The sequence below is a fragment of the Paraglaciecola sp. IT1134 genome (assembly GCF_058068185.1).
Genome location: NZ_CM176486.1, coordinates 5,298,684 through 5,323,980, shown reverse-complemented (window position 1 = coordinate 5,323,980; position 25,297 = coordinate 5,298,684). Strand labels below are relative to the sequence as shown.

Below are 25,297 nucleotides of genomic sequence, written 5' to 3'. Positions count from 1 at the left end.
GAGATGCAAAGCATTAAAGATAGGATCCAACAATTAGGCAAAGCCTTGGGCAGATCCCATGTGCCCGATTCTTATACCGATTACAAGTCGGTCAGGCTAGAGCATGAAGCACTTGCCAACAGAGATGTGCGTTTATTACAAAAGGAAAGTAAAAAAAGCCGGATCCAAGAACTACACGGCCGATCAGATCTTAATCCCAAGTGGACTTTCAATAATCTGATCGAAGACAGTGATGACGTAATAGAAGCCGTGAGTATAGCCAAGTCTTTCATTGCCGCCCATGAAGACAGCAGCTGGCGAAAAAGCGGTTCGCACATGATGATATTTTATGGCGATTATGGACGGGGAAAATCCCATACTGCCGGAGCCATCGCCCATGAATTAATAGATCAGTACGAGATAACAGTATTGTATCGACAATTGTCCACTGTGTTGGAAATGCGCTTTTTCTCCTATGATTACAGTGCTAAAGACAACGTAGGGCAGAAGTTTCGCGAGATTAACCAGGAACTGCTGGATGTCGATTTACTCATACTTGATGAGGTATGCGTTAATGAAACCACCTTGAAAAAGAACGCCCAAAGCTGGCTCGGTAATCTATTTCGTCAAAGACTGGCCAACAACAAAAATTGTATATTGATAACTAACCATAATCTCGCTGAGTTGGAACAGGCACTGGGTAGCTATTGTTTTGAATCCATAAAGGAATATGACACCTATAAGGTCAAATTTTCAGGCCCAAGCAGACGCAAGGAGATCGTCCCTCCTCAGGCGGAAACCCAAGTTACCAGTGGTTATCAGCCCAACCAGGTTAAATAGTCAGCCGCAGTCCCTATAAAGGTCATAAAGCCGCTCTAATGTTGCCCTTAAGAAGTGATCAATCGAGTAGGGTGTGGCGCGTTCACAGATCTGGCTAACTTAAGACAATCCCCCGATCTGAGATCCAAGCGGGCATAATTTGCCGCATTGTTAAATCTAAAACCAAAAAATCAACTAAAAATCCGCGTCGGTAAGGCTATTTTATGAGGGGTAGCTAAGCTGAAATTTGTGACAAAACCCATATTTTTGGACAGTTACAGCCATTTCTCATGCTATTTTTAAAATAAATAAAAAAAGTATAATTTATTTAAGATCAAGATCTTTGACTTATCCACACGCCAAAGTGAGATCCCGATATTGCGAGGCAAAAGCCTATTCCTCAGTTCATATAGCCGGATCTAGCCTTTTATGATCACAATTTATACACAGTTAGATCAAAGCTTATCCTTTTTTGTGCATAATATTAGGTATAACCTATGTATAACCTAGTTGTATCCACTTCATTAAAATTAACTCAGATCACCTTGTGGATAAGATCGCTAGTTACCCCCAAGCTATACAACTTAGATCAAACGATGATCACAACTATCAAGACACTCCATCTTATTGCTGTGTATAGGAAAAAGAGACTTACACACAGAAAATGGCGCCCTTAATAGTAATAATAATAAGTAAAGATCTATATAGATCTTATAAATACTAAGCAGAGATCCTTTGGATCTCTTGAATAAATTTTAGCCATTTCCCTAAAGCTAAATTACAGATAGAATATGCCCCCCTATTTTGTTGGGGCAGCTTTTGATTAATGAGGTAGTAAATGTTTTATCAGCAACAATATGATGTAATCGTAGTGGGTGGTGGCCATGCAGGTACTGAGGCCGCGTTGGCTGCAGCACGCATGGGCTCAACTACCCTTTTGCTAACTCATAACATTGAAACTCTTGGTCAGATGTCTTGTAACCCCGCCATAGGTGGCATTGGTAAGGGCCATTTGGTAAAAGAAATTGACGCTCTAGGTGGCGTCATGGCCAAAGCGATCGATAAAGCGGGGATCCAGTTCCGTACCCTCAACTCAAGTAAAGGTCCTGCGGTGAGGGCTACTCGGGCCCAAGCTGATAGATCACTGTACCGATCTGAAATACGTAATCTGATAGAAAATCAACCCAACCTGACCATTTTTCAGCAGTCTTGTGACGATCTGATCGTTGAAAATAACAGAGTTGGTGGCGTGGTAACCCAAATGGGCTTAAAATTTCGAGCTAAGACTGTTGTTATTACCGTGGGCACATTTTTAGGCGGTACCATACATATTGGCATGCAAAATTACAAAGGCGGTCGAGCCGGAGATCCTCCATCCATAGCATTGGCAGATCGTTTACGTGCTTTGCCCTTCAGAGTATCCAGATTGAAAACGGGTACTCCGGCACGCCTTGATGCCAGATCTCTAAACTACAGTGTGATGCAAGAACAACTGGGAGATACACCAGTACCGGTATTTTCGTTTATGGGCAGTGCAGCGGACCACCCTCGGCAAACGTCCTGTTATATTACCCATACCAATAGTCAAACCCATGACATTATTCGCAATGGTTTGGACAGATCCCCTATGTATACCGGGGTCATTGAAGGAATTGGGCCACGTTATTGTCCTTCTATTGAAGATAAAATTAATCGTTTTGCCGACAAAGACTCTCATCAGATTTTTGTCGAACCTGAAGGGTTAAACAGTATTGAAGTATACCCCAACGGCATATCAACCAGTTTGCCTTTTGATGTGCAATTTGAGCTTGTCCGCTCGATCAAGGGTTTTGAACAAGCGCATATTATTCGTCCCGGTTATGCGATCGAATACGACTTTTTCGATCCCAGGGATCTAAAGCAGACTCTGGAAACCAAATTTATTGCGGGTCTGTTTTTCGCTGGTCAAATTAATGGAACCACAGGCTATGAAGAAGCTGCGGCTCAGGGGCTAGTTGCCGGAGCAAACGCATCCTTGCAATGCCAGGACAAGGAACCTTTACAATTACGTCGTGACGAGGCTTATATGGGGGTGTTAATCGATGATTTGGCTACCATGGGCACCAAAGAACCTTATCGCATGTTTACCAGCCGGGCGGAATATCGCTTACTGCTGCGCGAGGACAACGCAGACATTCGATTAACTGCTAAAGGACATGCTATAGGTTTGGTTGATGAACAAAGATGGCAAGCGTTTAATCATAAATTGGAAGCCATCGAACTTGAACGTCAACGTTTGCGTTCAACCTGGGTGCATCCAAAACACGAGTCTGCAGCTACCTTAAATACCATTTTGAAGAGTCCTTTGAGTAAAGAAAACTCATTAGAAGATATAATTCGTCGTCCAGAAATGAATTACGAGTTATTGATGCAGATCCCGGGAATGGGACCTGGGATCGCTGATCCTAAAGCGGCAGAACAGGTCGAAATTCAGATCAAATATGCCGGTTATATTGAGCGTCAGGAAGACGATATAGCAAAAACCCGCAAAAATGAAAATACCCAGATCCCCCTGGATTTTGATTTCAGTCAGATATCAGGCTTATCCAATGAGGTTGTGGCCAAATTATCCGATGCCCGCCCCGAAACTTTAGGTAAGGCATCACGCATTTCAGGTATTACCCCAGCGGCCATTTCGCTGTTACTGGTGTATCTGAAAAAACACGGCTTACTAAGAAAAACTGAACGTAAAACAGCCTGATGAGCGAAGCTAATCAAGAGCTCAACCAGCTGTTACGAGCGCACATTGATCAAACTGAACTGCATGTTACGGATCAGCAAATAGTGCAATTGATGGAGTTTGTAAACTTGATCCATAAGTGGAACAGAGCCTACAATTTAACCTCAGTCAGGGATCCCAAGCAGATGGTGATTAAACACATCATGGATTCCATCATTGTGGCTCCCCATCTCACTCAGCAGCACTACATAGACGTGGGAACCGGCCCAGGTCTGCCGGGCATACCTCTGGCCATCATGCATCCCGATAAATCTTTTATTTTACTAGACAGTTTGGGCAAACGCGTTCGCTTTATGAAGCAGGTTGCCTATGAACTGAAGTTGAGTAATATTCAACCGGTACAAGCCAGGGTGGAAGACTTTCAAAGCCAGGTGCCCATCGATGTGGTGTTAAGTCGTGCATTTGCTTCATTAAAAGATATGTTGCACTGGTGCCAGCATCTGGTAGATTCTGCGGGAACTTTTGTGGCATTAAAAGGCCAGTTACCCCAACAGGAAATAGACGAATTGCCTGAAGGCTTTAAGATCACTGAGATAGTCAGATTGCAGATCCCGAATTTAACAGGGGAACGGCACCTGATTAAAATAGTAAAGGGATAAATAATAGCGCGTTTATTTTTTGCGCCGAAAACATTATCTTCAATTATATTACGCATCTTTACATGTCGGCACACAGTGTCTGAATTAAATAGTATAAAAACAACAGACTGGAATTAGATTTTGGGAAAAGTCATTGCGATTGCCAATCAGAAAGGCGGAGTCGGTAAAACGACCACTGCGGTGAATGTTGCTGCGTCGATGGCCGCTACCAAACGTAAAGTATTGTTAATTGACCTGGATCCCCAAGGCAATGCCACTATGGGCAGTGGGGTAGACAAATACGAAGCAAAAAATACCTGTTACGAGTTATTGATCGAAGAAAAGCCGATTAGTGAAGTAGTGGTCACAGAAACGACCGGGAAATACGATTTGATTGCCGGTAACGCCGATGTCACCGCCGCAGAAATAAAATTGATGGAAGTGTTTGCTCGGGAAGTGCGTTTGCGTAACGCACTGGCCCCGGTTAGAAATTACTACGATTATATTTTTATTGACTGTCCGCCTTCACTTAACCAGTTAACGGTTAACGCTATGGCCGCCGCCGATTCGGTGTTGGTACCTATGCAATGTGAATATTACGCGCTTGAAGGCCTGACCGCCTTGATGGATACCATCAAAAAACTGGCCTCAGTGGTTAATCCTGCATTAGCAATTGAAGGGGTATTACGTACCATGTACGATCCCCGCAATCGTTTGGCAAATGACGTTTCTGAGCAATTAAAACGGCACTTCGGCGATCAAGTATATCGAACGGTTATTCCTCGTAATGTACGCTTAGCTGAAGCACCTAGTTTTGGTACCCCTGCTATGTATTATGATCGTTCTTCTACCGGTGCCAAGGCCTACCTGGCGCTGGCTGGCGAAATACTCAGGCGAAGCAAAAAAACAACACCAGCAAAGTCAGCTAATCTTGGTAGCTGAAAAAATAGGTTGGAATTGAGGAATACATGTCTGCAAAAAAAAGAGGTTTAGGGAGAGGTTTAGATGCACTTTTGGCCACCAGTCAAGCATCCAGTGCCGCCGAAAGACACCACCCTGAACAACAAAGTGAACTGCATTTTCTTGGAATAGAATTTCTCAAGCCTGGTAAATATCAACCGCGTAAGGATATGTCACCGGATGCACTTGAAGAGTTAGCCTCTTCTATTCGTGCCCAGGGGGTGATCCAACCCATAATAGTTCGCCAGGTTGCTGAACACAGATATGAGATTATTGCCGGTGAACGTCGCTGGCGCGCCTCCCAAATTGCGGGGCTGGATTCAGTTCCCTGTTTGGTCAAAGAAGTACCAGATGAAGCGGCTGTGGCGATCGCCCTGATAGAAAATATCCAGCGGGAAGACCTCAATGCCATGGAAGAGGCCCAGGCATTAGAGCGGTTGATGAACGAGTTTGAATTGACCCATCAGGAAGTGGCCACTGCGGTAGGAAAATCCCGTACCACTGTGACTAACTTGCTGCGCTTAAACAATTTGCATGAAGATGTGAAAATATTGCTCGAACATGGCGATATTGAAATGGGGCATGCCAGAGCATTACTCGCCTTGCAGGGTGAACAGCAACATGAAGCGGCCCAAATTGTTTCGGGTAAGGGCATGAATGTGCGTGATACGGAAAATCTGGTTCGCCGTTTACTTGAACCCGTGGCACCAAAACCCGATAAAAAAACAGACCCAGATGTGGAACGTTTGCAAAACGAATTATCTGAAAATCTGGGAGCACCAGTACAGATTGCACACAATGCAAAGGGAAAAGGTAAACTCGTCATAAATTTCGCTAGCCTAGATGAGCTGGACGGAATACTGTTGCACATTAAGTAATAATACAAATAGACGGTCAAAACCGTCTTTGCAGTTGTAAATCCGTCGTAGATAAGTATACTTTCGGCGCTTTTTGTAAAGGCGAAAGCAAATAGAGGAATAAATTATAGCAAGTTTGACTGCGACTGGTCGTCAGTTGGCCAGAGACATAATCTACTGTCAAATTGCGATAGTTTTAGTCACCTCTGGCTTGTTCGCGATAATGTTTGGTAAATATGCGGCATTATCTGCGTTATTAGGTGGTTTTACCTGTATATTGCCTAGCCTGATATTTGCTTATTTTGCGTTTAGGTATGCCGGTGCCAGTCACAACAAGCTGGTAGTACGGGAGTTCACCAAGGGCTCAAAACTCAAATTTTTGGCCACCATAGTGCTGTTTATGTTGGCATTCCAATGGCCCAATTTACAAGTGTTGCCGTTGTTAGTGTGTTACGTGCTAACGCTGATGGCACAATGGCCAATAATACTGATTATAAGTCGCGTTAAGACATAACGAGACTGTAGAAAAATTTTTAACTTTACATACTTGGGTGGAAAAATGGCAGGATCTGCTGGCGAACAGACCATTAGTGGTTACATTCAGCACCACTTAACCAATGCTGCAGTTGGTGAGGGTTTTTGGACCTTTCACATCGACACATTAGCTTGGTCAGTGGTACTAGGATTTGTATTTATATTAAGTTTTCGTGCCGTTGCGAAAACAGCAACCTCAGGTGTGCCCGGAAAATGGCAAGCCTGCGTTGAACTGATAGTCGAGTTTGTCGATGACACAGTCAAAAGTACCTATCACGGTAAAAGTGCGTTAATTGCGCCTTTAGCATTAACTATCTTTGTATGGATTTTGCTGATGAACTTAATGGATTTAATTCCCGTTGACTTTTTGCCGTCATTAGCACAATTAATAGGTGTTCAACTCGGTCAAGATCCTAGTCATGTGTATATGAAAGTGGTACCTACTACTGACGTAAACATGACCTTTGCCTTATCCTTGGGGGTGTTTGCCCTGATGATTTTCTACTCGGTGAAAATCAAAGGTTTTGGCGGTTTTATGAAAGAGTTATATGCCCACCCCTTCAACACGCCTTGGTTATACTGGTTCAACTTTATCCTTGAAGTGGTATCCCTGGTTGCCAAACCGCTGTCTTTATCGTTACGTTTGTTTGGTAATCTATACGCCGGTGAGCTTATCTTTATCCTGATAGCGGGCACCATAGGTGTGTGGCAATTACCGATACATTTCATGTGGGCGGCATTTCACTTATTAATCATTCCACTACAGGCCTTTATTTTCATGATGTTAACTATCGTGTATTTAAGCCTGGCAAGTGAAGAACACTAATTATTCTGGAAATAATTAGAACGACTTTAGTCGGCCCCCTGCGGGTGCAGGACAGGATGTCCGACATACTAATTATTCTGGAAACATTTAATTAAAATGAGTCGGCCCTGTTGGGTGATGGACAGGACGTCCAAAATACTAGTTTTACAACGTTTTACTTTTTAACATTAACTTTAAACACAAGGGTGAAAATCTATGGAAATCTTAGGTAATCTTTATATCGCAGTTGGTATTTTGATAGGACTATGTGCATTGGGACCGGCAATTGGTTTCGGTCTATTAGGTGGTAAATTTCTTGAGTCTGCTGCTCGCCAACCCGAATTAGCGCCTCAATTACAAGTTAAAATGTTCATTGTTGCTGGTCTTATCGATGCAATCGCAATGATCGGTGTGGCAATCGCTCTTTTCTTATTGTTCGTTGAAAGCGCGAAGTTTGCTGTTTAAGCACTTAACTATCCACTAACGAAATAGGAGGAGCGGTTTTGAATATCAATGCCACTCTATTTGGCGAACTCATAGCATTTATATTCTTCGTGTGGTTCTGCATGAAGTTTGTATGGCCCCCTATCATGGGTGCAATTGAAGAACGCCAAAAGAAAATTGCTGACGGTCTTGCCGCCTCTGAACGTGGCGAAAAAGATCTGGAACTAGCCCAAGCTAAAGCGACCGGCCAGTTAAAAGAGGCGAAAACTCAAGCAGCCGAAATAATCGAGCAAGCCAAGAAGCGTGGGTCACAAATTGTTGACGAAGAAACGCATCGTGGCCACCAGGAGCGTGAAAAAATTATAGCTCAAGGGTACTCGGAAATCGAAGCTGAGCGTAACCGTGCAAAAGAAGACTTGCGTAAGCAAGTGTCAGCGTTAGCTGTTGCCGGTGCTGAAAAAATTCTTGAGCGTCAAATTGATGCAGCTGCACAAAGTGACATAGTTGAAAAACTTGTCGCTGAGCTATAAGGGGTAGATGAGCTATGTCTGAATTGACAACTATTGCTCGCCCTTACGCAAAAGCTGCGTTCGATTACGCGGTCGAGCACAAGACCATAGCAAGCTGGCAACAAATGCTGGTTTTTGCCGCTGAAGTCGCTAAAAACAGTGCTATTAAAGACTTATTGTCTGGTGCTGTTGCTGCTGAAAAGCTGGCCGAAATCTTCAACGCAGTCTGTGGTGAACAACTCGACTTACATGGTCAAAATCTGATTAAGGTTTTGGCTGAAAATAGACGCCTCAAAGCGCTTCCTGATATATCTGTAATGTTTAATGCATTCAAAGCTGAATTCGACAAAGAGATTGAGGTTGATGTGACATCAGCCGCCAAACTTAATGCAAAACAGCAAGCTGATATCAGTGCAGCACTTGAAAAACGTCTGGCAAGAAAAGTTAAGCTGAATTGTAGCGTCGACCCAAAACTGATCGCTGGTGTAGTAATTAAAGCCGGTGACACAGTAATAGATGGCTCGGTTAGAAGTAAACTAAACCGTCTCGCAGACGCGTTACAAGCATAACGGGGAAAAGAGCATGCAACTGAATTCCACTGAAATTGCAGAACTGATCAAACAGCGAATTGAACAGTTTGAAGTAGTAAGTGAAGCTCGTAATGAAGGGACTATCGTTGGTGTAACCGACGGTATCATCCGTATCCATGGTCTTGCAGATGTTATGCAAGGCGAAATGATCGAGCTTCCTGGTAATCGCTATGCGATCGCATTGAACCTAGAGCGTGACTCTGTAGGTGCGGTTGTTATGGGTCCTTATGCCGATCTTCAAGAAGGCGTTAAGGTCACATCATCTGGCCGTATCCTTGAAGTACCAGTAGGTCGTGGGTTATTGGGCCGTGTAGTTAACACCCTAGGTGCCCCTATCGATGGTAAAGGTGCAATTGAAGCCGATGGTTTTGAACCTGTTGAAAAAATTGCCCCTGGGGTAATTGAACGTCAATCGGTTGACCAACCAATTCAGACTGGGTACAAATCCGTTGATGCCATGATCCCGGTGGGACGTGGACAACGTGAATTGGTTATCGGTGACCGCCAGACAGGTAAAACTGCCTTGGCAATCGATGCCATCATCAATCAAAAAGATTCAGGCGTTAAATGTATCTATGTAGCGATTGGCCAAAAAGCCTCTACTATCGCTAATGTAGTACGTAAGCTTGAAGAGCACGGTGCCATGGGTCATACCATAGTGGTCGCTGCGTCAGCTTCTGAATCGGCTGCATTACAATATCTGGCTCCTTACTCTGGATGTACCATGGGTGAGTATTTCCGCGACCGCGGTGAAGATGCCTTGATTGTGTATGATGACTTGTCCAAACAAGCTGTAGCTTACCGTCAAATTTCACTGCTGTTGCGCCGTCCACCAGGACGTGAAGCGTATCCTGGAGACGTATTCTATTTACATTCACGTCTACTAGAACGCGCAGCACGAGTGAATCAAAACTACGTTGAGCGTTATACCAAGGGTGAAGTAAAAGGTAAAACCGGTTCACTTACTGCATTGCCTATTATTGAAACCCAGGCCGGTGACGTTTCGGCTTTCGTTCCTACCAACGTAATATCGATAACCGATGGTCAGATATTTCTGGAGACTGATTTGTTTAACGCGGGCATTCGTCCTGCGGTTAACGCCGGTATATCAGTATCACGAGTTGGTGGTGCGGCACAGACTAAAATCGTTAAGAAGTTAGGTGGTGGTATCCGTTTAGCCTTGGCTCAGTATCGTGAATTAGCGGCGTTTTCGCAGTTTGCATCTGACCTTGATGACGCGACTCGAGCTCAACTAGAGCACGGTGAGCGAGTAATGGAATTAATGAAACAGAATCAATATGCGCCGTTATCGGTGGCTGATATGGCTGTTTCGTTGTTTGCCGTTGAAAAAGGCTATTTGAAAGATGTAGAGCTTGCCAAGATCCTGGATTTTGAAGCCTCGTTACATTCTTTCATTAACAGCGAATATGCTGAGCTGATGGACACTATCAATAAGACAGGTAATTTCAACGCAGAAATTGAAGCCAAGTTAAATGAAGCCTTAGAGAAATTTAAAGCGACGCAAACTTGGTAATCAATCGGACCGCTGCTTGCAGCGGTCTTAACGTTGAATAATCGGAGATAGAGTCATGGCCAGCGGTAAAGAGATAAAAGGTAAGATCGGGAGTATTAAAAATACTCAGAAAATCACCAGTGCAATGGAGATGGTTGCTGCGTCCAAAATGAAAAAGGCGCAAGACCGTATGACTGCAAGTCGTCCATACGCTGAGAATATTCGAAACGTGATCGGTCACCTGGCTAACGCTAACCTTGAATATCGCCATCCTTATTTAGCAGACCGTGAAGTTAAACGTGTCGGCTATATTGTTATCTCTACTGACCGTGGGCTCTGTGGTGGTTTAAATACCAATGAGTTCAAACTGGTCATTAAAGATGCAAAAAAATGGCAGGATCAAGGGGTAGACGTTGATTTTGCAGCATTAGGTGCAAAATCCTGTGCATTTTTTAACCGTTTTGGTGGCAGTGTGTTAGCCGCTGAATCCGGGCTTGGCGATGCGCCAAGTATTAAAGATGTGATTGGATTAGTGCATATTATGCTCAGCGCCTTCAATGAAGGCAAAATCGACCGCTTGTATCTGGTATTTAACAAGTTCATTAATACCATGACCCAAGCGCCACAGATCGATCAATTGTTGCCTTTGCCTAAATCTGATGAAAAAGCATTACAACATCGATGGGACTATATATATGAACCCGATCCAAAACCTATTTTGGACGTGTTATTGGTGCGTTATATGGAGTCACAAGTATATCAAGGCGTAGTAGAAAACTCTGCGTCCGAGCAAGCCGCGCGTATGGTTGCAATGAAAGCTGCAACAGATAACGCCGGTGACATAATTGATGAATTGCAATTGATATACAACAAAGCTCGTCAAGCAGCGATCACACAAGAAATCAGTGAGATAGTTGCTGGTGCGGCCGCGGTGTAGGCAAAGGTTTTAGAATTTAAGAGGAATTAACATGAGTCAAGGTAAGGTCGTCCAAATCATTGGCGCCGTTGTGGACATTGAATTTCCGCAAGATTCGGTTCCAAAAATATATGACGCATTGCGCATTACCGAAGGTGATTTGCAAGGTTTGACCCTAGAAGTACAGCAACAACTAGGTGGGGGCGTGGTGCGTACAATTGCAATGGGCTCTACTGACGGTTTGCGCCGTGGTTTAACCGTCGAAAATAGTGGTGAGGCCATTCAGGTTCCAGTGGGTAAGGCTACACTGGGCCGTATCATGGATGTATTGGGTAACCCTATCGATGAAGCGGGCCCTATTGGTGAAGAAGAGCGTATGTCTATTCACCGTGCAGCTCCTACCTATGAAGAACAGTCAAGTTCAATTGAACTGCTAGAAACCGGTATCAAAGTTATCGACTTGGTTTGCCCCTTCGCAAAAGGCGGTAAAGTAGGTTTGTTTGGTGGCGCCGGTGTAGGTAAAACCGTCAACATGATGGAGCTTATTCGTAACATCGCAATTGAGCACAGTGGTTATTCTGTATTTGCTGGTGTGGGTGAGCGTACTCGTGAAGGTAACGATTTCTATCACGAAATGAATGATTCAAACGTTCTGGATAAGGTGTCTTTGGTCTATGGCCAAATGAACGAGCCTCCTGGAAACCGTTTGCGCGTTGCGTTGACCGGTTTGACTATGGCGGAGAAATTCCGTGACGAAGGCCGCGATGTTTTATTCTTTGTGGATAATATCTATCGTTATACCCTAGCCGGAACAGAAGTATCTGCTCTACTAGGTCGTATGCCTTCAGCGGTAGGTTATCAGCCTACTTTGGCTGAAGAGATGGGTGTATTGCAGGAGCGTATCGCGTCTACAAAGAAAGGCTCAATCACGTCTATCCAGGCGGTATATGTACCTGCGGATGACTTGACTGATCCATCACCAGCTACCACCTTCGCTCACTTAGATGCGACAGTGGTATTGTCACGTGATATTGCCTCTTTGGGTATCTATCCAGCGGTTGACCCGCTAGATTCGACTTCACGTCAGCTTGATCCTCTGGTTATAGGTCAAGAGCATTACGACTGTGCCCGTGGCGTGCAATCGGTACTGCAACGTTATAAAGAGCTAAAAGATATCATCGCCATCCTCGGAATGGACGAATTATCTGAAGAAGACAGACAATCAGTATCACGGGCGCGTAAAATACAGCGTTTCTTGTCACAACCTTTCTTCGTAGCTGAAGTTTTTACCGGTTCACCTGGTAAATATGTTTCTTTGAAAGATACCATCAGTGGGTTTAGAGGCATTCTTGAGGGCGAATACGATCACCTTCCTGAACAAGCTTTCTACATGGTTGGATCAATCGACGAAGCATCAGAGAAAGCCAAAAAAATGTAAATGTATCCTTAGGATAGGTTAACTATTTTTTGATTGGAGGGTTTATGGCAATGACAGTAAATTTGGATGTGGTAAGTGCAGAAGATAAAATTTTTTCTGGCCTAGTAGAGAGTATTCAAGTCACCGGTAGTGAAGGTGAATTGGGTATTCAATACGGGCACGCTCCTTTGCTTACAACCATCAAAGCTGGAATGGTACGCGTGGTGAAACAGTTCGGCGATGAAGAATTGATTTACGTGGCGGGTGGTGTGTTAGAAGTACAACCTGGCCATATTACCGTGCTTGCTGACACCGCTGTTCGTGCAGAAGATCTGGATGAACAAGCAGCTCTGGAAGCGAAAAAACGTGTAGAAGAGCATATTGCTAATCCCAGTGCTGATTTTGATTACGCTGAAGCTGCGGTAGAACTAGCCGAAGTGATTGCTCAGTTGAAGTTAATTAGAAAACTGCGTAAGTAAAGTACATCGGAAATATGTTCCATGTGAAACCCGGCCAAGCGCCGGGTTTTTTATAGGCGCATGTCAGCAGCTACCTGCTGATGTTTATAGACTATAGTCGATGTTTTCACTCTGCTTGAGCGCCACAGTAATACTCTGTAAGTTCCGGCGCAGAGTATCTGTGTGCAGTAAATAATCAGTATATTGGAAAGTACCCTGTTGAATGAGCTTGTTCAGCATACTTAGTTGTTCGCTACAGGCGCTGAGGCCGTTAAAAATAAATAAATCTCCCAATGGCGCCAGTGACTGTGATGCGGCCGTTAGATCACCTCTGCTCAGCCCCACCATCGTATTATCGATAATACCTTCAGACTGGTTAATTGTAGCGGGAAGTTCCTGTAGAAAGGCTTCGCATTTATTACGGTAATTAATGATCGCCTGGGCTATATCCACACCGGGTAAGGTCAAACACATAGTGCTAAAACGCAGGGCCCTGGGAAGTGTCTGGGCCAAGGCCAGCTCGTCGTCATGGTAGGCGAGTCGCTCTATATCAGCGAATAGCAGGGCAACGGTAGCAAAGCCGAAAGAAGCAGCTGAAGCCTTAATTTTATGCGCTATTTCCCCCACAGCAGACAATTGCTTGGCTAGCCAGGCTTGTTGTAATGTATCTAACTCCGTAGCCAAATCTATACAGTAATCCTGAATGAGATCCCGCATGTTTTGTTCCAGCGGCTCTGGGTGGGACACATTTGACGATGACAAATACTGGCTTATGGTAGCCAGAAATATTTCTCGCTCCAAAGGTTTTGCCAGGTGGTCATTAAATCCGGTGCGCAAATAATATTCAATTTCATGTTTCATATTATTAGCTGTCAAGGCGATGACGGGGGTTTGATTGCCCGCTTGCCTGATTTTTTTTAATGCCTCGAGACCGTTCAGTATGGGCATATGGATATCGAGTAAAATCAGATCAAATTTATGCTGAAACAACACATCCAAGGCCTGTTTGCCATTTTCAACTTCAGTGACTTCAATTCCCATGCGTTTAAGTAACAGCGCTATCAGTTCCCGATTATTAGGATGATCGTCCGCCAATAACACGCGGCTATTGGCAAATAGCGGCAGGGTTTTGGTTATACTTGCACCACTGAGCAAAGCCCGCTCCACATCCGTGGCTGAGGTGACCCAGTTGCAATCTTCGACGGTTAGCAAGTTGATCTTCAGTATAAAAGTCGAACCCTTTCGCAATTGACTGTGCACGCTAAGGTCTCCCCCCAGTCCCTGGGCCAAACGTTTGGATATACTCAAACCTATCCCTGTGCCCCCAAAACGTCTATTGACTGAGCTGTCGACTTGGGTGAAGGGTGTAAATAATGTTTCTATTTGAGTCGCACTGATCCCCTCCCCTGAATCTGAGATTTTAATGACCAGTTGCTGACTTTCGGTGCTTACGTCCAGCGTTATGTGACCCTGTTGGGTAAACTTCAGAGCGTTACTCGTTAAATTAAACAGGATTTGTTTGAGACGGGTCCGATCGGTGTAAATTAACTCAGGCAGTGGGAACTGATAATGTAAATGAAAAGCCAATCCTTGTTCCCTGGCTCTTCTGCTGACCATGGCCTCAATTTCCGCTAATAGGGTAAACAGCTTGGTGGGTAGGGATCGATAATCAAGTTTATTGGCGTTAATTTTACTGATATCCAATATGTCGTTGATCACCCGTAATAAATGTTCGCCATTGTCGAGGATGATTTTGGTCACTCTTTGTTGTTCGGCCTTATCTATAACCCCGAATAAAATGCCATCTGCATAACCTATTATGGAGGTCAAGGGGGTGCGGATCTCATGGCTCATATTGGCCAAAAAGCGGCCTTTAGCCGCAATCGCTTCCACCAGATCACCGCTGGTCAATGCAAGTTGTTCATTGGCCCGCTCAAGTGCCTGGGTGCGATATTCCACAGTTTGTTCCAGCTGAGCATTCAGTTCATGGTTGCGGCTATTAACCAGGCGTACCTTTTCCGCCAAAGCGAAGGCCAATATCAGGGTATTTAGCGCCATGGCGCTAACACCCCACAAATAGATATTCAGGTTCACTGCGCCCAAGATACCCAAATTGAGCAAATTGCTAGCAAAAATTGGCAAAGCAACGCAAACGAGGGCAACTACGAAGTAGCGAGCAGGCGAGTAACCTGAACACCAAGCTTTGATACCCGCATACAAACCGGTAATTAACACGGTGGAACTGAGCGTCGAAACTAATATCAGACCCACTGCTTGACTATAAAAAGCGAAAGGCAAAGATATACAACAACCGATAGCAAGCAGCCAGTACCACTTAGTGGTTCTGGGCGAAGTAACCTGCAGGCGTAAAAATTCAATATGAAACAACGCTGAGAAAACTGTACCAAGGAGAAAAGCAGGCATCAACCAGATAGTCAAACGTCCCCATTGGGCAAATTCAAAGACGCCAAAAATTGCTGTCCAGCCTAAGGCATAAAAGCCAGCTGACAGGGCGTAAAAAAGATATTGCCTGTCTCTGGTTACGAAGAATATAAACAGGTTGTAAATACCCAGTGCCAGACAGATACCCAGACTCAATAACAGCACAACATTTTGAGCCGCAAACAGTTGTTCACTTTGAGCCAGGGGTTGCAGGGTTATTTTTAACGGCGCAAAGAAAAAATCGCGACTAAACACCATTAAAACCCGTTTTTGTTCGCCGGGTTTAATGTTTAATTGGGCGCCATAATGCAACGCCTGTTGATTATTTAGTCCATGACCGGAAACAAAAATTTGGGCGGGACCTTCAGCACCAAAGAGTTGAATTTGAATTTCTTCAACCACAGAACCATAAGGATAAATAAACCACTTTTGTGTTTGGGTATCATTATAAAGGTCAAATACTGTGACATACCTGTCTTTAAAGTGATCGCCACTTTTACGTTGAGCAAAGCCCTCAAACCAAGTATTTATCTGACCGCTAACGGTGGGTATTTGCTCCTGTCCTATTGATACATAGCTCAGCTGGCGACTGATATCATCATAGGTTATCTGGGATAATCTAAAACTGGCAGGGGCTCTGGATTGTGCGCCGGCATAACTTGACAGTAAAGTTAGCAATAGCATTAAAAAAACAGTAAATTTCAAACAAACACCAATATTTGAGCCCCCGTTCATACCAGCTATGGAAGCGTATTAAAAATTTTCAGGTCTGATATTGAGTAGCCATTTCCCTGCCCTGTGCGGGTAAAGTATGCCGTATAAAAGATCATCCGGGTTAGTGTTATTGCCATTTTAAAGCGCAGTTCCGGTAAAAACCCAATAAAATGGTGTTTGAGCCCGCTTGGTAGCGCAATTTGGCCAATTAGTTTTGTCGTATGGAAAAGACTTTTTCCTGCATTGCCGCAAAACAGTTCAATAAGGGCTGGCAATCCAGTTTTTCACTAAGATTTAAGGTATAAGCTAAGGCTTCTAACGTGGAGAGCCCTTTATCAACTGACGTTTTACGAATTCGATATTTGCTTGCTGGTGGGACTGCAAAATGCCATGCAGGTAAGGACTGTAACCAGGGATTTAACTGCCAAATTTTGAATGCTTTACGCCAGGTCGCATCAATTAAAATCAGGGTTTTCTGGTTAGGTACAGCGAACTGTTCGAGGTGATTTTCCAAGGCCTTGCTGTTGGCCGAGGGATAAATCAGTGCGAAACGATCCGGGGTTCTGGTAGATTGTTTAATCAGCTCACTAAAATTGTCAGGTTGTTCGCCCAACAGCACAGTGACATTGGGCATACATAAGGTGATCAACCTGGTGGTGTTTTTTGCATGTTTAACCTCAGCAGGGTGCTGCAAAATGATTATTTTCTGCCTGGCGTTAAAAGTGTGAAGTGCATCACATATACACACGGTTGCCGGATAATGGCAGCCGGTGCAATATGCCCTAGTTGTTGTCATGCGATCCTCTGTCGATTAAAAATACAGATGATAGCAAGGGGTACGCTGCTTGTATTTAACACAAGCCCCCAATTTAATTGTACTGAACTAATTATATTGTCTATTAGGCGTAACAAATAGCGAGCCTGAACCATGTCCATAAATGTAAATTATCGCAAGATATGGCGCACAGTGAGCCTTATTCCCAAAGGCAGGGTAGCCAGTTATGGACAGATTGCTGATCTAGCTGGATTGCCCGGCAGAGCGAGGCTGGTGGGCAAGGCTTTGGGGTTTGTGCCGCCCGACCAGCTCGTGCCTTGGTATCGTGTGTTACGTTCAACGGGTCAGCTGGCGTTTAAAGTTGGTTCCCAGCAAGCTGAACGGCAAAAAGGATTACTGCAACAGGAGAATGTGGTGGTGCTAAACAATAGAGTCAGATTGCAAGTTTTTCAATGGCAGCCAAGCCTTGGAGAAATGTTGTGGCAGCTAGAAGGTTAAGTGGACAAGGCCCAACTAATTGAAAATATTGGGTCGTGCGTTAATTTAAGCCCGTTTGGGCATAGAGTTTGCGCAATTTTTTAAAATCGTTTATTTTCAATCTTGTTTTGGCTCACCTCCTTGGGATCCGTTATTAATGTTGAAAAATATCAGTATTGATGAACTAGAAGTCGGCATGTATGTCGACTCTATTTCTGAACAAAACGGTAATCTTAAAATTAAAAGTCGCGGGCGGGTTACATCCCATAGTGCGATACGTGCCATGAAAAAGCAGGGTATATTGGGTGTACTGGTAGATTCACGTCATCTGCAAGACATTGAACCTGAGGTACCCAAACCACGACATGAAGTACCCTGCGCGTCTATCAGTTTTGAAGATGAAATCGCCAAAGCCAATAAATTGCATCAAAAGGGCAAACAAATCCAAAAGCGCATGATGCAAGTCATTCATAAAGGACTGCCACTGGATATTGCTATCCCCAAAGCGTTCACAGAAGAATTGATTGCATCAATTGACCGCAATCCCAATGCCTTGTTATGCATGACCAAGATCAGAGAAAAAGATAGCTACTTGTTAGAACACTCCCTTAACGTGGCTATTTTGTTAGCTAATTTTGCCAATCATCTGAAGTTATCGCCCCTTGAAACACAGGAGTTGGCCTTGTCCGGCTTCTTACATGACATAGGTAAAATCAAGGTGCCGGATAATATATTGCGTAAAGCGGGTCGTTTGACTGACCAGGAAATGGTGGTCATGCGTGACCATGTATATTTTGGCATCAGGATCTTACGAGATATGGCGCTACCTGAACCTATTATCCGAACCGTAGCCGAGCACCACGAACGTCTTGATGGGTACGGTTACCCTGATGGTACCCGAGGGGATGAAATCGGCGCATTTGGACGCATGATAGCCATAGTGGATAGCTACGACGCTATTACTGCAGATAGGTGTTACAAAGCCGGCATGTCATCACAAAAAGCACTGCGAATATTACATGCAGAAACCCCACTAAAATATGATAAGTACCTGTTTGAACAGTTTGTAAAATGTATCGGTGTTTATCCGGTGGGGAGTCTGGTCAAACTGTCGAGTGAAAAAATCGCCATGGTGATCAAACAACATGAACCTTACCCACTCAAACCCTTGGTCAAAGTATTTTATTCAGTGCGCAGTGGCCACTATTTGCCGCCGATCGAACTAGATTTACAAAACTCCCAATATCGTATCGTGCAAGCCGTGCTGGCCAGGGAATATAAACTGGATTTCAATCGTTATTTCGGCGAATCGATAGCCGTCTAACAGCTCTTAACATCCTGCATAATAATACTGACTTGATCTGTGGTCACCGCGGATGGGCATACCCCCTTACTGACCAATTCATTACGAACCTGCTCTGCGTCACTGATCGCCAGTGAATGGTTATTACGCTTCAAATAACGTGTTAATTGTTGTTGAAGTTTTCGAGTTAAACAAGACATCTGTACATCTTAACCAGTTGGTAGTTGAAAAAAGCCAGGCCGTAAATTTTTTATCGGCTAACGAGGCGGAATATCAAGTGAAAATGCCGCGTTATTCTAAGTGAGAGGGCCTAAGCATATTGCAAGCCACAAATTTAAAACTGATTAAAAACAAGGTTTTATGCTTGTTAAGTGGCAGCCAAAAAATAATGTGTAAAAAAAACTGACATACACTATCGTTTAATTCAGCACACTGCTGACTCCCCATCTCGCGCGGTAAATAAGGCAGGGAGCATACTAGACTACTAAAGGTGATATAAGAACCATTGAGTTAGTGAAATTGCTGATTTTATATTCAGATAGGGTCTTATTAAGACAGGTTCTTTTCTTGAAGTAACACTCTTTGAGCGTTAACTGCCGGTTCGCCCTATTTTAGGCTTATTAATTTTCAATAAAAAAGCCCTGTTTTACCATTGGTAAACAGGACTTAATCGATGAGACAGGAGCTAGTTTTACTTTACTCGATATTCGCGATCTGTTCTCGCATCTGCTCTATTAATACCTTGAGCTCCACCGCAGATTGGGTGATGTCGCTATTGATAGATTTAGACCCCAGTGTATTAGACTCGCGGTTAAACTCTTGCATCATAAAATCCAGACGCCGTCCCACCGGTCCCCCCTTGTTGAGTATGTTGTGAGTTTCTCCCAGGTGCGACACTAAGCGGTCGAGTTCTTCTGCGACGTCCACCTTTTGCGCCAACATGATCATCTCTTGCTCCACCCGGGTTTCATCTAACTCGATTTTGGCTTCTTCAAAGCGGGCAAGTATTTTTTCCCGTTGCCACTTAATCACATCAGGCATGTGTTGCTTAACTTTTTTCACTTCAGTGTGGATCGCATCTAGGCGCTGTTCTATCAAAGCTTTCAAGGTATTCCCTTCAGTGCTTCTGGCATTCATAAAGTCGTTAAGGGTTAAGTCAAACTCCTGTAAGACTTCGGCTTGTATCCCTTCCATGTCTGCTTCTTCGGCAGCTATCACTCCTGGCCAGCGTAATACGTCCAAGGGATTAACCCCGGTGGACTGACCGTGGGATTGCACCCAATCGGCGGCGTTCATAACCTGTTTGGCCAGCTCTTCATTGAGACTAAGCTTGCCTACGGCGGCGTCGTTAGCCACAAAACGTAATGAGCACTCAACCTTGCCGCGCTGCAATTGTTTGCGAAAGCGTTCCCGTAAAATGGGTTCTAAGCTTTTGAATTGCTCAGGCAAACGAAAGTAAGTTTCCAAAAAACGTTGGTTAACAGAACGGATTTCCCATACGGCAGTGCCCCACTGCGCTTTGAGTTCGCGACGGGCAAACGCGGTCATACTGTAAATCATTGAGTCATTTCCTTAATCAAACCAGCGCCTATTATAACCTTGTTAGGTCGATACGCGACAGCAATCGGGTAGTCAATGTATTTACTTGCTAGATAAGTGATGGCGGGGGCTAATTTGTAAAGAACCGGACTTGGCATTACGGTATAATTTTAAGTTATATCATTTTAAGGAGTTAACTATGCGCCCAAGCGACAGAACCGCCAGTCAGATCAGACCCGTTACTATTACCCGTCATTTTACCTGTCACGCTGAAGGCTCAGTGCTGATCGAGTTTGGCAACACAAAAGTATTGTGTAATGCATCTGTTACTGAAGGTGTGCCCAGATTTATGAAGGGTCAGGGTAAAGGCTGGGTTACAGCCGAGTACAGCATGTTACCACGAGCCACCCATACCCGCTCCGATCGTGAAGCGGCCCGGGGTAAACAAGGTGGACGTACCCTTGAAATTCAACGCTTGATCGCTCGGTCTTTGCGTGCGGCTTTGGATTTGAAACTGTTGGGTGAGAACACTATAGTCGTGGATTGTGATGTCATCCAGGCCGATGGCGGTACACGTACTGCTGCTATCACCGGCGCCTGCGTGGCACTGGTCGATGCTTTAAGCTGGATGCGTAGCAAAGGCATGATCAAAACCAATCCCATGAAACACATGATTGCCGCCCTGTCCGTGGGGATTTACAAAGGCAATGCTATTGCGGATCTGGAATACACAGAAGATTCTGTGGCTGAGACAGATATGAATGTAGTGATGACCGATACCGGCAAACTGATCGAAGTGCAAGGTACCGCAGAAGGCGAACCTTTTAGTATGCAAGAAATGCAAGAGATGCTGGAACTGGCCAAACACGGTATTCGTGAATTATTCGACGAACAAAAAGCGGCACTTAACTAGTTTAGGAGACATCGCATATGCAGGATTATCAACGGGAATTTATTGAATTTGCGCTAAGTCGCGGAGTGCTTAAATTTGGTCAATTCACTTTGAAATCAGGGCGTATCAGTCCGTATTTTTTTAATGCGGGCTTGTTTAATACCGGCCGGGATCTGGCGAAGTTAGGCCAGTGTTATGCCCAGGCCCTACAAGTCGCCCATATCCCTTATGATCTTTTATTTGGCCCGGCGTATAAAGGCATCCCCATTGCTACTACTACGGCGGTGGCGTTGGCAGACAAACACAATGTAGACAAACCTTATTGTTTCAATCGCAAAGAGGCAAAGGCTCATGGTGAAGGGGGTAACCTGGTCGGCAGTCCCCTTGTCGGCAGAGTGATGCTGGTGGACGATGTTATAACAGCCGGTACAGCCATTCGTGAATCCATGTTGTTGATTGAGGCGCACAACGCCCAACTAGCTGGCGTGTTGATCGCCTTGGATAGGCAAGAAAAAGGTCAAGGTGAGTTGTCAGCCATTCAAGAGGTTGAGCGTGATTTTGCGACCCAGGTAGTGTCAATTGTTACCCTTACCGATTTGATTGAATATTTGCAAAGCCAAGTCAGTACACAACCTGAGTTGGCGGAGCATCTGGCTAATATCAAGCAATATCGTATTGATTATGGGATCTGAGCACCAGGTGATGGGGGACATAGTCAACTCAGACAAGGAGGATTTTGCCCAAGGGGATCATAACCTGGATACCCTGGGATTACGTTGCCCGGAACCTGTGATGATGGTGCGCTTGCGTATTCGTCAAATGCAAGTGGGGGAAACCTTGTCGATTACTGCAGACGATCATTCCACTACCCGGGATATACCGAGCTTTTGCCGGTTTATGGGTCATACCTTGCTGGCATCAGATATTGCTGATAAACCTTATCGTTATTTGATCCGCAAAGATTAGGTCAGGGTTCCAGCGCCGCTTGTAACAATAACTTCATCAATATTTGTTTACTGCGACGGCTGTCGCAGTACAGCTCTTCGGCACTAACTTTGTGATCTACCAATAGTCTTTTTAATACATCAACCCGCAATTGTATAGGTAAGTACCCGGGATTGGCGGGTTCATTTTGTTTGAAACTCGGCATAGTCGCTTCACCTGTCTCGCATACTAATGAATAGAGCAGCTTTTAGTACCTTCCTTTTGGGTACCTGCAAACTGATGTTGAAAATCGACCCCGCTGGCCAAGGATTTTAAGCAATCAAGGATACAGCTCTGAAATCTGGCTTGTTGGCTACCTAGGGGCAATTCTGCTTTCAAGCGTTGCTGAGCTTGCTGGTAGACCGTTAGACTCATTGCTTTTTGACCAATTTTTTTAAAAGTATCGGCTAATATAATGGCGCATGAAGTAAAATCAATTACCGCCTTAAGTGGCGCTTTTTCCCCTTGGGTAAGCACGATTTCTGCAGTTTCATAAGCGCAACCCAAATAAGGCAAAGCCTGACGCCATGCCCCCTGTTCTCGATAATACTGACCCGTATCCTGGGTGTCGATAAGATGGGTAAAAGCGGCTAAGGGGTTATTGATTAACCATTGACGATGATTAGGGCATAAAAAGTGATTTGGCATAAATAACTCTCGGTAGGGATAAGTTTAATTAACCTAACGCAAATGAGAATGATTATCAATAGCATGTGTAAAAATTATTAACCTTTTTTGTTTGCTACTTAATTAGCCGCCAAAAAAGGTTAACTGTAAAATTTATATGTTTGTTTTTATTCTGGTTTTCTGAATTTTAATGTCCAACGGTCAGTGTTGCCGGTCACGCTTTTTGCACCGACTTCGTATCTTAGTTCATCGTCTTCTTTGTAATGCAAATTACTATAATCAACTAGCTCGAAACCAGCCTGCTGAATTTCATGGATCGCCAATACAGGATCGATTCTGCGTCGATTCGCGCCGGTGGCAGGTTCGTTATGGCGCGCCGTGTGATCCACTGTTGCATATATGCCACCTGGTTTTAACGCCGCAAAGGCTACTTCATTCATTTTGCGTCTGCCGTTTTCGTTAAAGTTGTGGTAGTTGCGAAACGTTAGCACCATGTCTAGGTTTGTCACGCCGAGTGAGTTCACGTCCAACGAATACAATTTGTCCCCTTCTTCGCGCCACAAACGGGCATCTTCAGCCAGTACCTTGGCTTTTTCAAATCCTGCTTCATTAAGCAAGTTAGCGGCTACGCTACTGGTACCTAGGGCGGCGTAATATTGACCTTCCTCTGCTACCACAGGGGCGAGTATTTTTGTATACCAGCCACCGCCGGGAATAAATTCAACAATGTGCATATCTGGCTGCAAGCCAAAAAATGTCAGGGTCTCTAACGGTAGTCGGTTGTCATCACGCTCAGTGTCTGCTGCGCCGCGAATGTCGCTAGTTATAGCACTTTTAATTTTCGCTTTTACGTTTTGCTGGTCTGCTAGGGCTGAGCCTGCAAAAAGTATACTGGCAGCGATAAAAACGCTTAACGTGTGGTTAGACAATTTCATAGGGTGCTCCAAAAGTTGTGATGTTTTAATTAAAGGGTGCTTCACAACGTGATTGATTGTGATCCCAAAGATGACCGAACTGCACCAGCGAAGCTTTCAAAGCTTGCACTAAACACTTGGCGTTATTCGGTCATCGACTGCAGAGGTTAGGTTTGGGGTCTTTTGTATACCTGACCATTTTTCATTACAAAACTAACTTGTTGCATCTGTTTAATATCATCTAGCGGGTTGCCCTTCACCGCGACTAAATCGGCCAGTTTTCCGATCTCAACGGTACCAAGCGTGTCGAGTTGGTCAACTAGTATAGCCCCGTGATAAGTGGCTGCACGTATAGCCTCAATGGGTTTCATTCCCGCCTCTATCATCAGTACAAACTCTAAACCGTTATCCCCATGTGCAGATACCCCTGCGTCGGTACCAAAAGCGATTTTGACTCCTGCTTTATGGGCATTAGACAAGGTTTTTAAAATGAGAGGGCCGATTTTCGCAGCCTTGGGGCGAACTAGTTCAGGAAAGAAACCATCAATTTTAGCTTTTTCCGCGACCCAGTTACCCGCCATGACAGTAGGGACGTAATAGGTGTCGTGCTTTTTCATCAGCTTGAAGGTTTGTTTGTCCATGTAGGTACCGTGCTCGATTGAGGTCACCCCAGCTTTGATGGCTCGCTCCATTCCTTCTTTGCCGTGGGCGTGCACGGCCACGGTCATACCGTAATCTTTGGCTGTGTCAACTATGGCTTGTAATTCATCCTCCATAAATTGTGGGTTCTGGCCACTTTTCGCAACGGACAATACCCCCCCAGTTGCAGTGATTTTGATTAAATCTGCGCCATCTTTGTAACGCTGGCGTACGGCTTTTCGCGCCTCGGCTACGCCATTAATAACGCCCTCTTTGGCGCCTGGGTCGCCTTGAATACTGCTGGCACTGCCGTTTGTAGGATCAGCATGACCACCGGTTGTGGCAATGGATTTAGCGGCAGTAAAAATGCGCGGGCCGTCGACCACACCTTTATTGATGGCGTTACGCAACGCTACCGATTCGTTATAGCCGTCACCTAAATTACGAATGGTGGTGAAACCCGCCATTAAGGTTCTATTGGCGTATTGCACACCTTTGATGGCGTAGTCAGCCTCATTCAAAGTATAGCGCTCCAGGTAACTTGCAGGGCCATTGTGTTGGGAGGTGATATGGGTGTGCATATCCATGAGCCCAGGCATAAGAGTATGGTCTTTAAGATCGATCACTTCATCTTGTTCGCTGCCTGTAATGTAGCCTTGGTGGATTTTACTGATGGTATTGCCATCGACCACCACAGTTACTTGGGTAAGTACATCATTTGAATTGGCCGGGATTAGCTTTCCCGCTTGAATATAGGTCGCCGCCACTGCATTGGTGCATATAAAGGTCGCAGCAAGGACTGCGCTGGCAAACAAAACTCGCATAATACTATT

27 protein-coding genes are annotated in these 25,297 nt (G+C 44.7%); 19 read left to right on the top strand and 8 right to left on the bottom strand.

Features of this window, described 5'->3' with window-relative positions; genetic code table 11:
* Positions 1–3: 3 nt before the first annotated feature.
* The 14 genes from AC3RV5_RS23350 (at position 4) to AC3RV5_RS23285 (ending at position 13,179) form a co-directional block, all read left to right on the top strand.
* Positions 4–819 (top strand): DnaA ATPase domain-containing protein, encoded by an 816-nt coding sequence (locus AC3RV5_RS23350; protein ID WP_489729953.1) that lies wholly within the window; start codon positions 4–6, stop codon positions 817–819.
* An 817-nt stretch (positions 820–1,636) separates the two neighbouring features.
* The gene (gene mnmG / locus AC3RV5_RS23345) at positions 1,637–3,538 is read left to right on the top strand and encodes a tRNA uridine-5-carboxymethylaminomethyl(34) synthesis enzyme MnmG (RefSeq protein WP_489729952.1); all 1,902 of its coding nucleotides are present in this window, start codon (positions 1,637–1,639) and stop codon (positions 3,536–3,538) included.
* On the top strand, positions 3,538–4,176 hold the full coding sequence (gene rsmG / locus AC3RV5_RS23340; RefSeq protein WP_489729951.1) for a 16S rRNA (guanine(527)-N(7))-methyltransferase RsmG: 639 nt from the start codon (positions 3,538–3,540) through the stop codon (positions 4,174–4,176). The genes mnmG and rsmG overlap by 1 nt, the downstream gene beginning before the upstream one ends.
* Before the next feature lie 120 nt (positions 4,177–4,296).
* Entirely contained in the window at positions 4,297–5,097 is an 801-nt protein-coding gene (locus AC3RV5_RS23335) for a ParA family protein (RefSeq protein WP_489729950.1), read from the top strand.
* Positions 5,098–5,123: 26 nt separating this feature from the next.
* A complete protein-coding gene (locus tag AC3RV5_RS23330) occupies positions 5,124–5,993 on the top strand; it encodes a ParB/RepB/Spo0J family partition protein (RefSeq protein ID WP_489729949.1) in 870 nt (289 codons plus the stop codon).
* Positions 5,994–6,195: 202 nt separating this feature from the next.
* A complete protein-coding gene (locus AC3RV5_RS23325) occupies positions 6,196–6,486 on the top strand; it encodes an ATP synthase subunit I (RefSeq protein WP_489729948.1) in 291 nt (96 codons plus the stop codon).
* A gap of 45 nt (positions 6,487–6,531) precedes the next feature.
* The gene (atpB, locus tag AC3RV5_RS23320; protein WP_489729947.1) at positions 6,532–7,332 is read left to right on the top strand and encodes a F0F1 ATP synthase subunit A; all 801 of its coding nucleotides are present in this window, start codon (positions 6,532–6,534) and stop codon (positions 7,330–7,332) included.
* Between the two features lie 195 nt (positions 7,333–7,527).
* Positions 7,528–7,776, top strand: a complete 249-nt coding sequence (gene atpE, locus AC3RV5_RS23315; RefSeq protein WP_006994918.1) for a F0F1 ATP synthase subunit C — start codon at positions 7,528–7,530, stop codon at positions 7,774–7,776.
* A 38-nt stretch (positions 7,777–7,814) separates the two neighbouring features.
* Positions 7,815–8,285: a F0F1 ATP synthase subunit B gene (gene atpF, locus AC3RV5_RS23310; protein ID WP_489729946.1), complete on the top strand. Its 471-nt coding sequence runs from the start codon at positions 7,815–7,817 to the stop codon at positions 8,283–8,285.
* A gap of 14 nt (positions 8,286–8,299) precedes the next feature.
* Entirely contained in the window at positions 8,300–8,833 is a 534-nt protein-coding gene (atpH, locus tag AC3RV5_RS23305; protein ID WP_489729945.1) for a F0F1 ATP synthase subunit delta, read from the top strand.
* Positions 8,834–8,846: 13 nt separating this feature from the next.
* The gene (gene atpA / locus AC3RV5_RS23300) at positions 8,847–10,388 is read left to right on the top strand and encodes a F0F1 ATP synthase subunit alpha (RefSeq protein WP_489729944.1); all 1,542 of its coding nucleotides are present in this window, start codon (positions 8,847–8,849) and stop codon (positions 10,386–10,388) included.
* A gap of 55 nt (positions 10,389–10,443) precedes the next feature.
* Positions 10,444–11,304, top strand: a complete 861-nt coding sequence (gene atpG, locus AC3RV5_RS23295; RefSeq protein WP_489729943.1) for a F0F1 ATP synthase subunit gamma — start codon at positions 10,444–10,446, stop codon at positions 11,302–11,304.
* A 31-nt stretch (positions 11,305–11,335) separates the two neighbouring features.
* Positions 11,336–12,721, top strand: coding sequence for a F0F1 ATP synthase subunit beta (atpD, locus tag AC3RV5_RS23290; protein ID WP_489729942.1), 1,386 nt, complete (start codon positions 11,336–11,338; stop codon positions 12,719–12,721).
* A gap of 44 nt (positions 12,722–12,765) precedes the next feature.
* Positions 12,766–13,179 (top strand): F0F1 ATP synthase subunit epsilon, encoded by a 414-nt coding sequence (locus AC3RV5_RS23285; protein ID WP_489729941.1) that lies wholly within the window; start codon positions 12,766–12,768, stop codon positions 13,177–13,179.
* Between the two features lie 84 nt (positions 13,180–13,263).
* Here AC3RV5_RS23285 and AC3RV5_RS23280 read toward each other — a convergent pair whose 3' ends face one another.
* Both AC3RV5_RS23280 and AC3RV5_RS23275 read right to left on the bottom strand, forming a co-directional pair.
* Positions 13,264–16,305, bottom strand: a complete 3,042-nt coding sequence (locus tag AC3RV5_RS23280; RefSeq protein ID WP_489729940.1) for a response regulator — start codon at positions 16,303–16,305, stop codon at positions 13,264–13,266.
* A gap of 217 nt (positions 16,306–16,522) precedes the next feature.
* Positions 16,523–17,110 (bottom strand): tRNA-uridine aminocarboxypropyltransferase, encoded by a 588-nt coding sequence (locus AC3RV5_RS23275; protein WP_489729939.1) that lies wholly within the window; start codon positions 17,108–17,110, stop codon positions 16,523–16,525.
* Between the two features lie 132 nt (positions 17,111–17,242).
* Here AC3RV5_RS23275 and AC3RV5_RS23270 point away from each other — a divergent pair, with 132 nt between their 5' ends.
* Positions 17,243–17,587 (top strand): MGMT family protein, encoded by a 345-nt coding sequence (locus AC3RV5_RS23270; protein ID WP_489729938.1) that lies wholly within the window; start codon positions 17,243–17,245, stop codon positions 17,585–17,587.
* 136 nt (positions 17,588–17,723) lie between these two features.
* Entirely contained in the window at positions 17,724–18,890 is a 1,167-nt protein-coding gene (locus AC3RV5_RS23265) for a cyclic di-GMP phosphodiesterase (protein ID WP_489729937.1), read from the top strand.
* Here the strand turns inward: AC3RV5_RS23265 and AC3RV5_RS23260 are convergent.
* Together AC3RV5_RS23260 and AC3RV5_RS23255 are read right to left on the bottom strand one after the other, a co-directional pair.
* On the bottom strand, positions 18,887–19,069 hold the full coding sequence (locus AC3RV5_RS23260; RefSeq protein WP_489729936.1) for a hypothetical protein: 183 nt from the start codon (positions 19,067–19,069) through the stop codon (positions 18,887–18,889). The two genes, AC3RV5_RS23265 and AC3RV5_RS23260, sit on opposite strands and share 4 nt — an antisense overlap.
* A gap of 496 nt (positions 19,070–19,565) precedes the next feature.
* On the bottom strand, positions 19,566–20,429 hold the full coding sequence (locus AC3RV5_RS23255; protein WP_489729935.1) for a YicC/YloC family endoribonuclease: 864 nt from the start codon (positions 20,427–20,429) through the stop codon (positions 19,566–19,568).
* A 178-nt stretch (positions 20,430–20,607) separates the two neighbouring features.
* On the opposite strand from AC3RV5_RS23255, the gene rph reads away from it, so the two are divergent.
* From rph to tusA, 3 genes are read left to right on the top strand one after another with little or no spacing between them, the layout of a single operon-like run.
* Positions 20,608–21,321 carry a ribonuclease PH gene (gene rph, locus AC3RV5_RS23250; RefSeq protein ID WP_489729934.1) on the top strand — a complete coding sequence of 238 codons (714 nt, stop codon included), beginning with the start codon at positions 20,608–20,610 and terminating at the stop codon, positions 21,319–21,321.
* 17 nt (positions 21,322–21,338) lie between these two features.
* A complete protein-coding gene (gene pyrE, locus AC3RV5_RS23245; RefSeq protein WP_489729933.1) occupies positions 21,339–21,992 on the top strand; it encodes an orotate phosphoribosyltransferase in 654 nt (217 codons plus the stop codon).
* 10 nt (positions 21,993–22,002) lie between these two features.
* On the top strand, positions 22,003–22,266 hold the full coding sequence (tusA, locus tag AC3RV5_RS23240; RefSeq protein WP_489732240.1) for a sulfurtransferase TusA: 264 nt from the start codon (positions 22,003–22,005) through the stop codon (positions 22,264–22,266).
* A gap of 1 nt (position 22,267) precedes the next feature.
* On the opposite strand, the gene AC3RV5_RS23235 is transcribed toward tusA, so the two are convergent.
* The 4 genes from AC3RV5_RS23235 to AC3RV5_RS23220 all read right to left on the bottom strand — a co-directional run bounded on the left by AC3RV5_RS23235 (position 22,268) and on the right by AC3RV5_RS23220 (position 25,288).
* Positions 22,268–22,450, bottom strand: a complete 183-nt coding sequence (locus AC3RV5_RS23235; protein ID WP_489729932.1) for a hypothetical protein — start codon at positions 22,448–22,450, stop codon at positions 22,268–22,270.
* A gap of 23 nt (positions 22,451–22,473) precedes the next feature.
* A complete protein-coding gene (locus tag AC3RV5_RS23230; RefSeq protein ID WP_489729931.1) occupies positions 22,474–22,932 on the bottom strand; it encodes a hypothetical protein in 459 nt (152 codons plus the stop codon).
* A 146-nt stretch (positions 22,933–23,078) separates the two neighbouring features.
* Positions 23,079–23,846 (bottom strand): class I SAM-dependent methyltransferase, encoded by a 768-nt coding sequence (locus tag AC3RV5_RS23225; RefSeq protein ID WP_489729930.1) that lies wholly within the window; start codon positions 23,844–23,846, stop codon positions 23,079–23,081.
* A 146-nt stretch (positions 23,847–23,992) separates the two neighbouring features.
* Positions 23,993–25,288, bottom strand: coding sequence for a metal-dependent hydrolase family protein (locus AC3RV5_RS23220; protein WP_489729929.1), 1,296 nt, complete (start codon positions 25,286–25,288; stop codon positions 23,993–23,995).
* Between the last annotated feature and the right edge of the window lie 9 nt (positions 25,289–25,297).

Coding starts and splice junctions, on each gene's coding strand:
- AC3RV5_RS23350 (WP_489729953.1), top strand. CDS start 4: ATGCAAAGCATTAAAGATAGGATCCAACAATTAGGCAAAGCCTTGGGC.
- mnmG (WP_489729952.1), top strand. CDS start 1,637: ATGTTTTATCAGCAACAATATGATGTAATCGTAGTGGGTGGTGGCCAT.
- rsmG (WP_489729951.1), top strand. CDS start 3,538: ATGAGCGAAGCTAATCAAGAGCTCAACCAGCTGTTACGAGCGCACATT.
- AC3RV5_RS23330 (WP_489729949.1), top strand. CDS start 5,124: ATGTCTGCAAAAAAAAGAGGTTTAGGGAGAGGTTTAGATGCACTTTTG.
- AC3RV5_RS23325 (WP_489729948.1), top strand. CDS start 6,196: ATGTTTGGTAAATATGCGGCATTATCTGCGTTATTAGGTGGTTTTACC.
- atpB (WP_489729947.1), top strand. CDS start 6,532: ATGGCAGGATCTGCTGGCGAACAGACCATTAGTGGTTACATTCAGCAC.
- atpE (WP_006994918.1), top strand. CDS start 7,528: ATGGAAATCTTAGGTAATCTTTATATCGCAGTTGGTATTTTGATAGGA.
- atpH (WP_489729945.1), top strand. CDS start 8,300: ATGTCTGAATTGACAACTATTGCTCGCCCTTACGCAAAAGCTGCGTTC.
- atpA (WP_489729944.1), top strand. CDS start 8,847: ATGCAACTGAATTCCACTGAAATTGCAGAACTGATCAAACAGCGAATT.
- atpG (WP_489729943.1), top strand. CDS start 10,444: ATGGCCAGCGGTAAAGAGATAAAAGGTAAGATCGGGAGTATTAAAAAT.
- atpD (WP_489729942.1), top strand. CDS start 11,336: ATGAGTCAAGGTAAGGTCGTCCAAATCATTGGCGCCGTTGTGGACATT.
- AC3RV5_RS23285 (WP_489729941.1), top strand. CDS start 12,766: ATGGCAATGACAGTAAATTTGGATGTGGTAAGTGCAGAAGATAAAATT.
- AC3RV5_RS23275 (WP_489729939.1), bottom strand. CDS start 17,110: ATGACAACAACTAGGGCATATTGCACCGGCTGCCATTATCCGGCAACC.
- AC3RV5_RS23270 (WP_489729938.1), top strand. CDS start 17,243: ATGTCCATAAATGTAAATTATCGCAAGATATGGCGCACAGTGAGCCTT.
- AC3RV5_RS23265 (WP_489729937.1), top strand. CDS start 17,724: ATGTTGAAAAATATCAGTATTGATGAACTAGAAGTCGGCATGTATGTC.
- AC3RV5_RS23260 (WP_489729936.1), bottom strand. CDS start 19,069: ATGTCTTGTTTAACTCGAAAACTTCAACAACAATTAACACGTTATTTG.
- AC3RV5_RS23255 (WP_489729935.1), bottom strand. CDS start 20,429: ATGATTTACAGTATGACCGCGTTTGCCCGTCGCGAACTCAAAGCGCAG.
- rph (WP_489729934.1), top strand. CDS start 20,608: ATGCGCCCAAGCGACAGAACCGCCAGTCAGATCAGACCCGTTACTATT.
- pyrE (WP_489729933.1), top strand. CDS start 21,339: ATGCAGGATTATCAACGGGAATTTATTGAATTTGCGCTAAGTCGCGGA.
- tusA (WP_489732240.1), top strand. CDS start 22,003: ATGGGGGACATAGTCAACTCAGACAAGGAGGATTTTGCCCAAGGGGAT.
- AC3RV5_RS23235 (WP_489729932.1), bottom strand. CDS start 22,450: ATGCCGAGTTTCAAACAAAATGAACCCGCCAATCCCGGGTACTTACCT.
- AC3RV5_RS23230 (WP_489729931.1), bottom strand. CDS start 22,932: ATGCCAAATCACTTTTTATGCCCTAATCATCGTCAATGGTTAATCAAT.
- AC3RV5_RS23225 (WP_489729930.1), bottom strand. CDS start 23,846: ATGAAATTGTCTAACCACACGTTAAGCGTTTTTATCGCTGCCAGTATA.
- AC3RV5_RS23220 (WP_489729929.1), bottom strand. CDS start 25,288: ATGCGAGTTTTGTTTGCCAGCGCAGTCCTTGCTGCGACCTTTATATGC.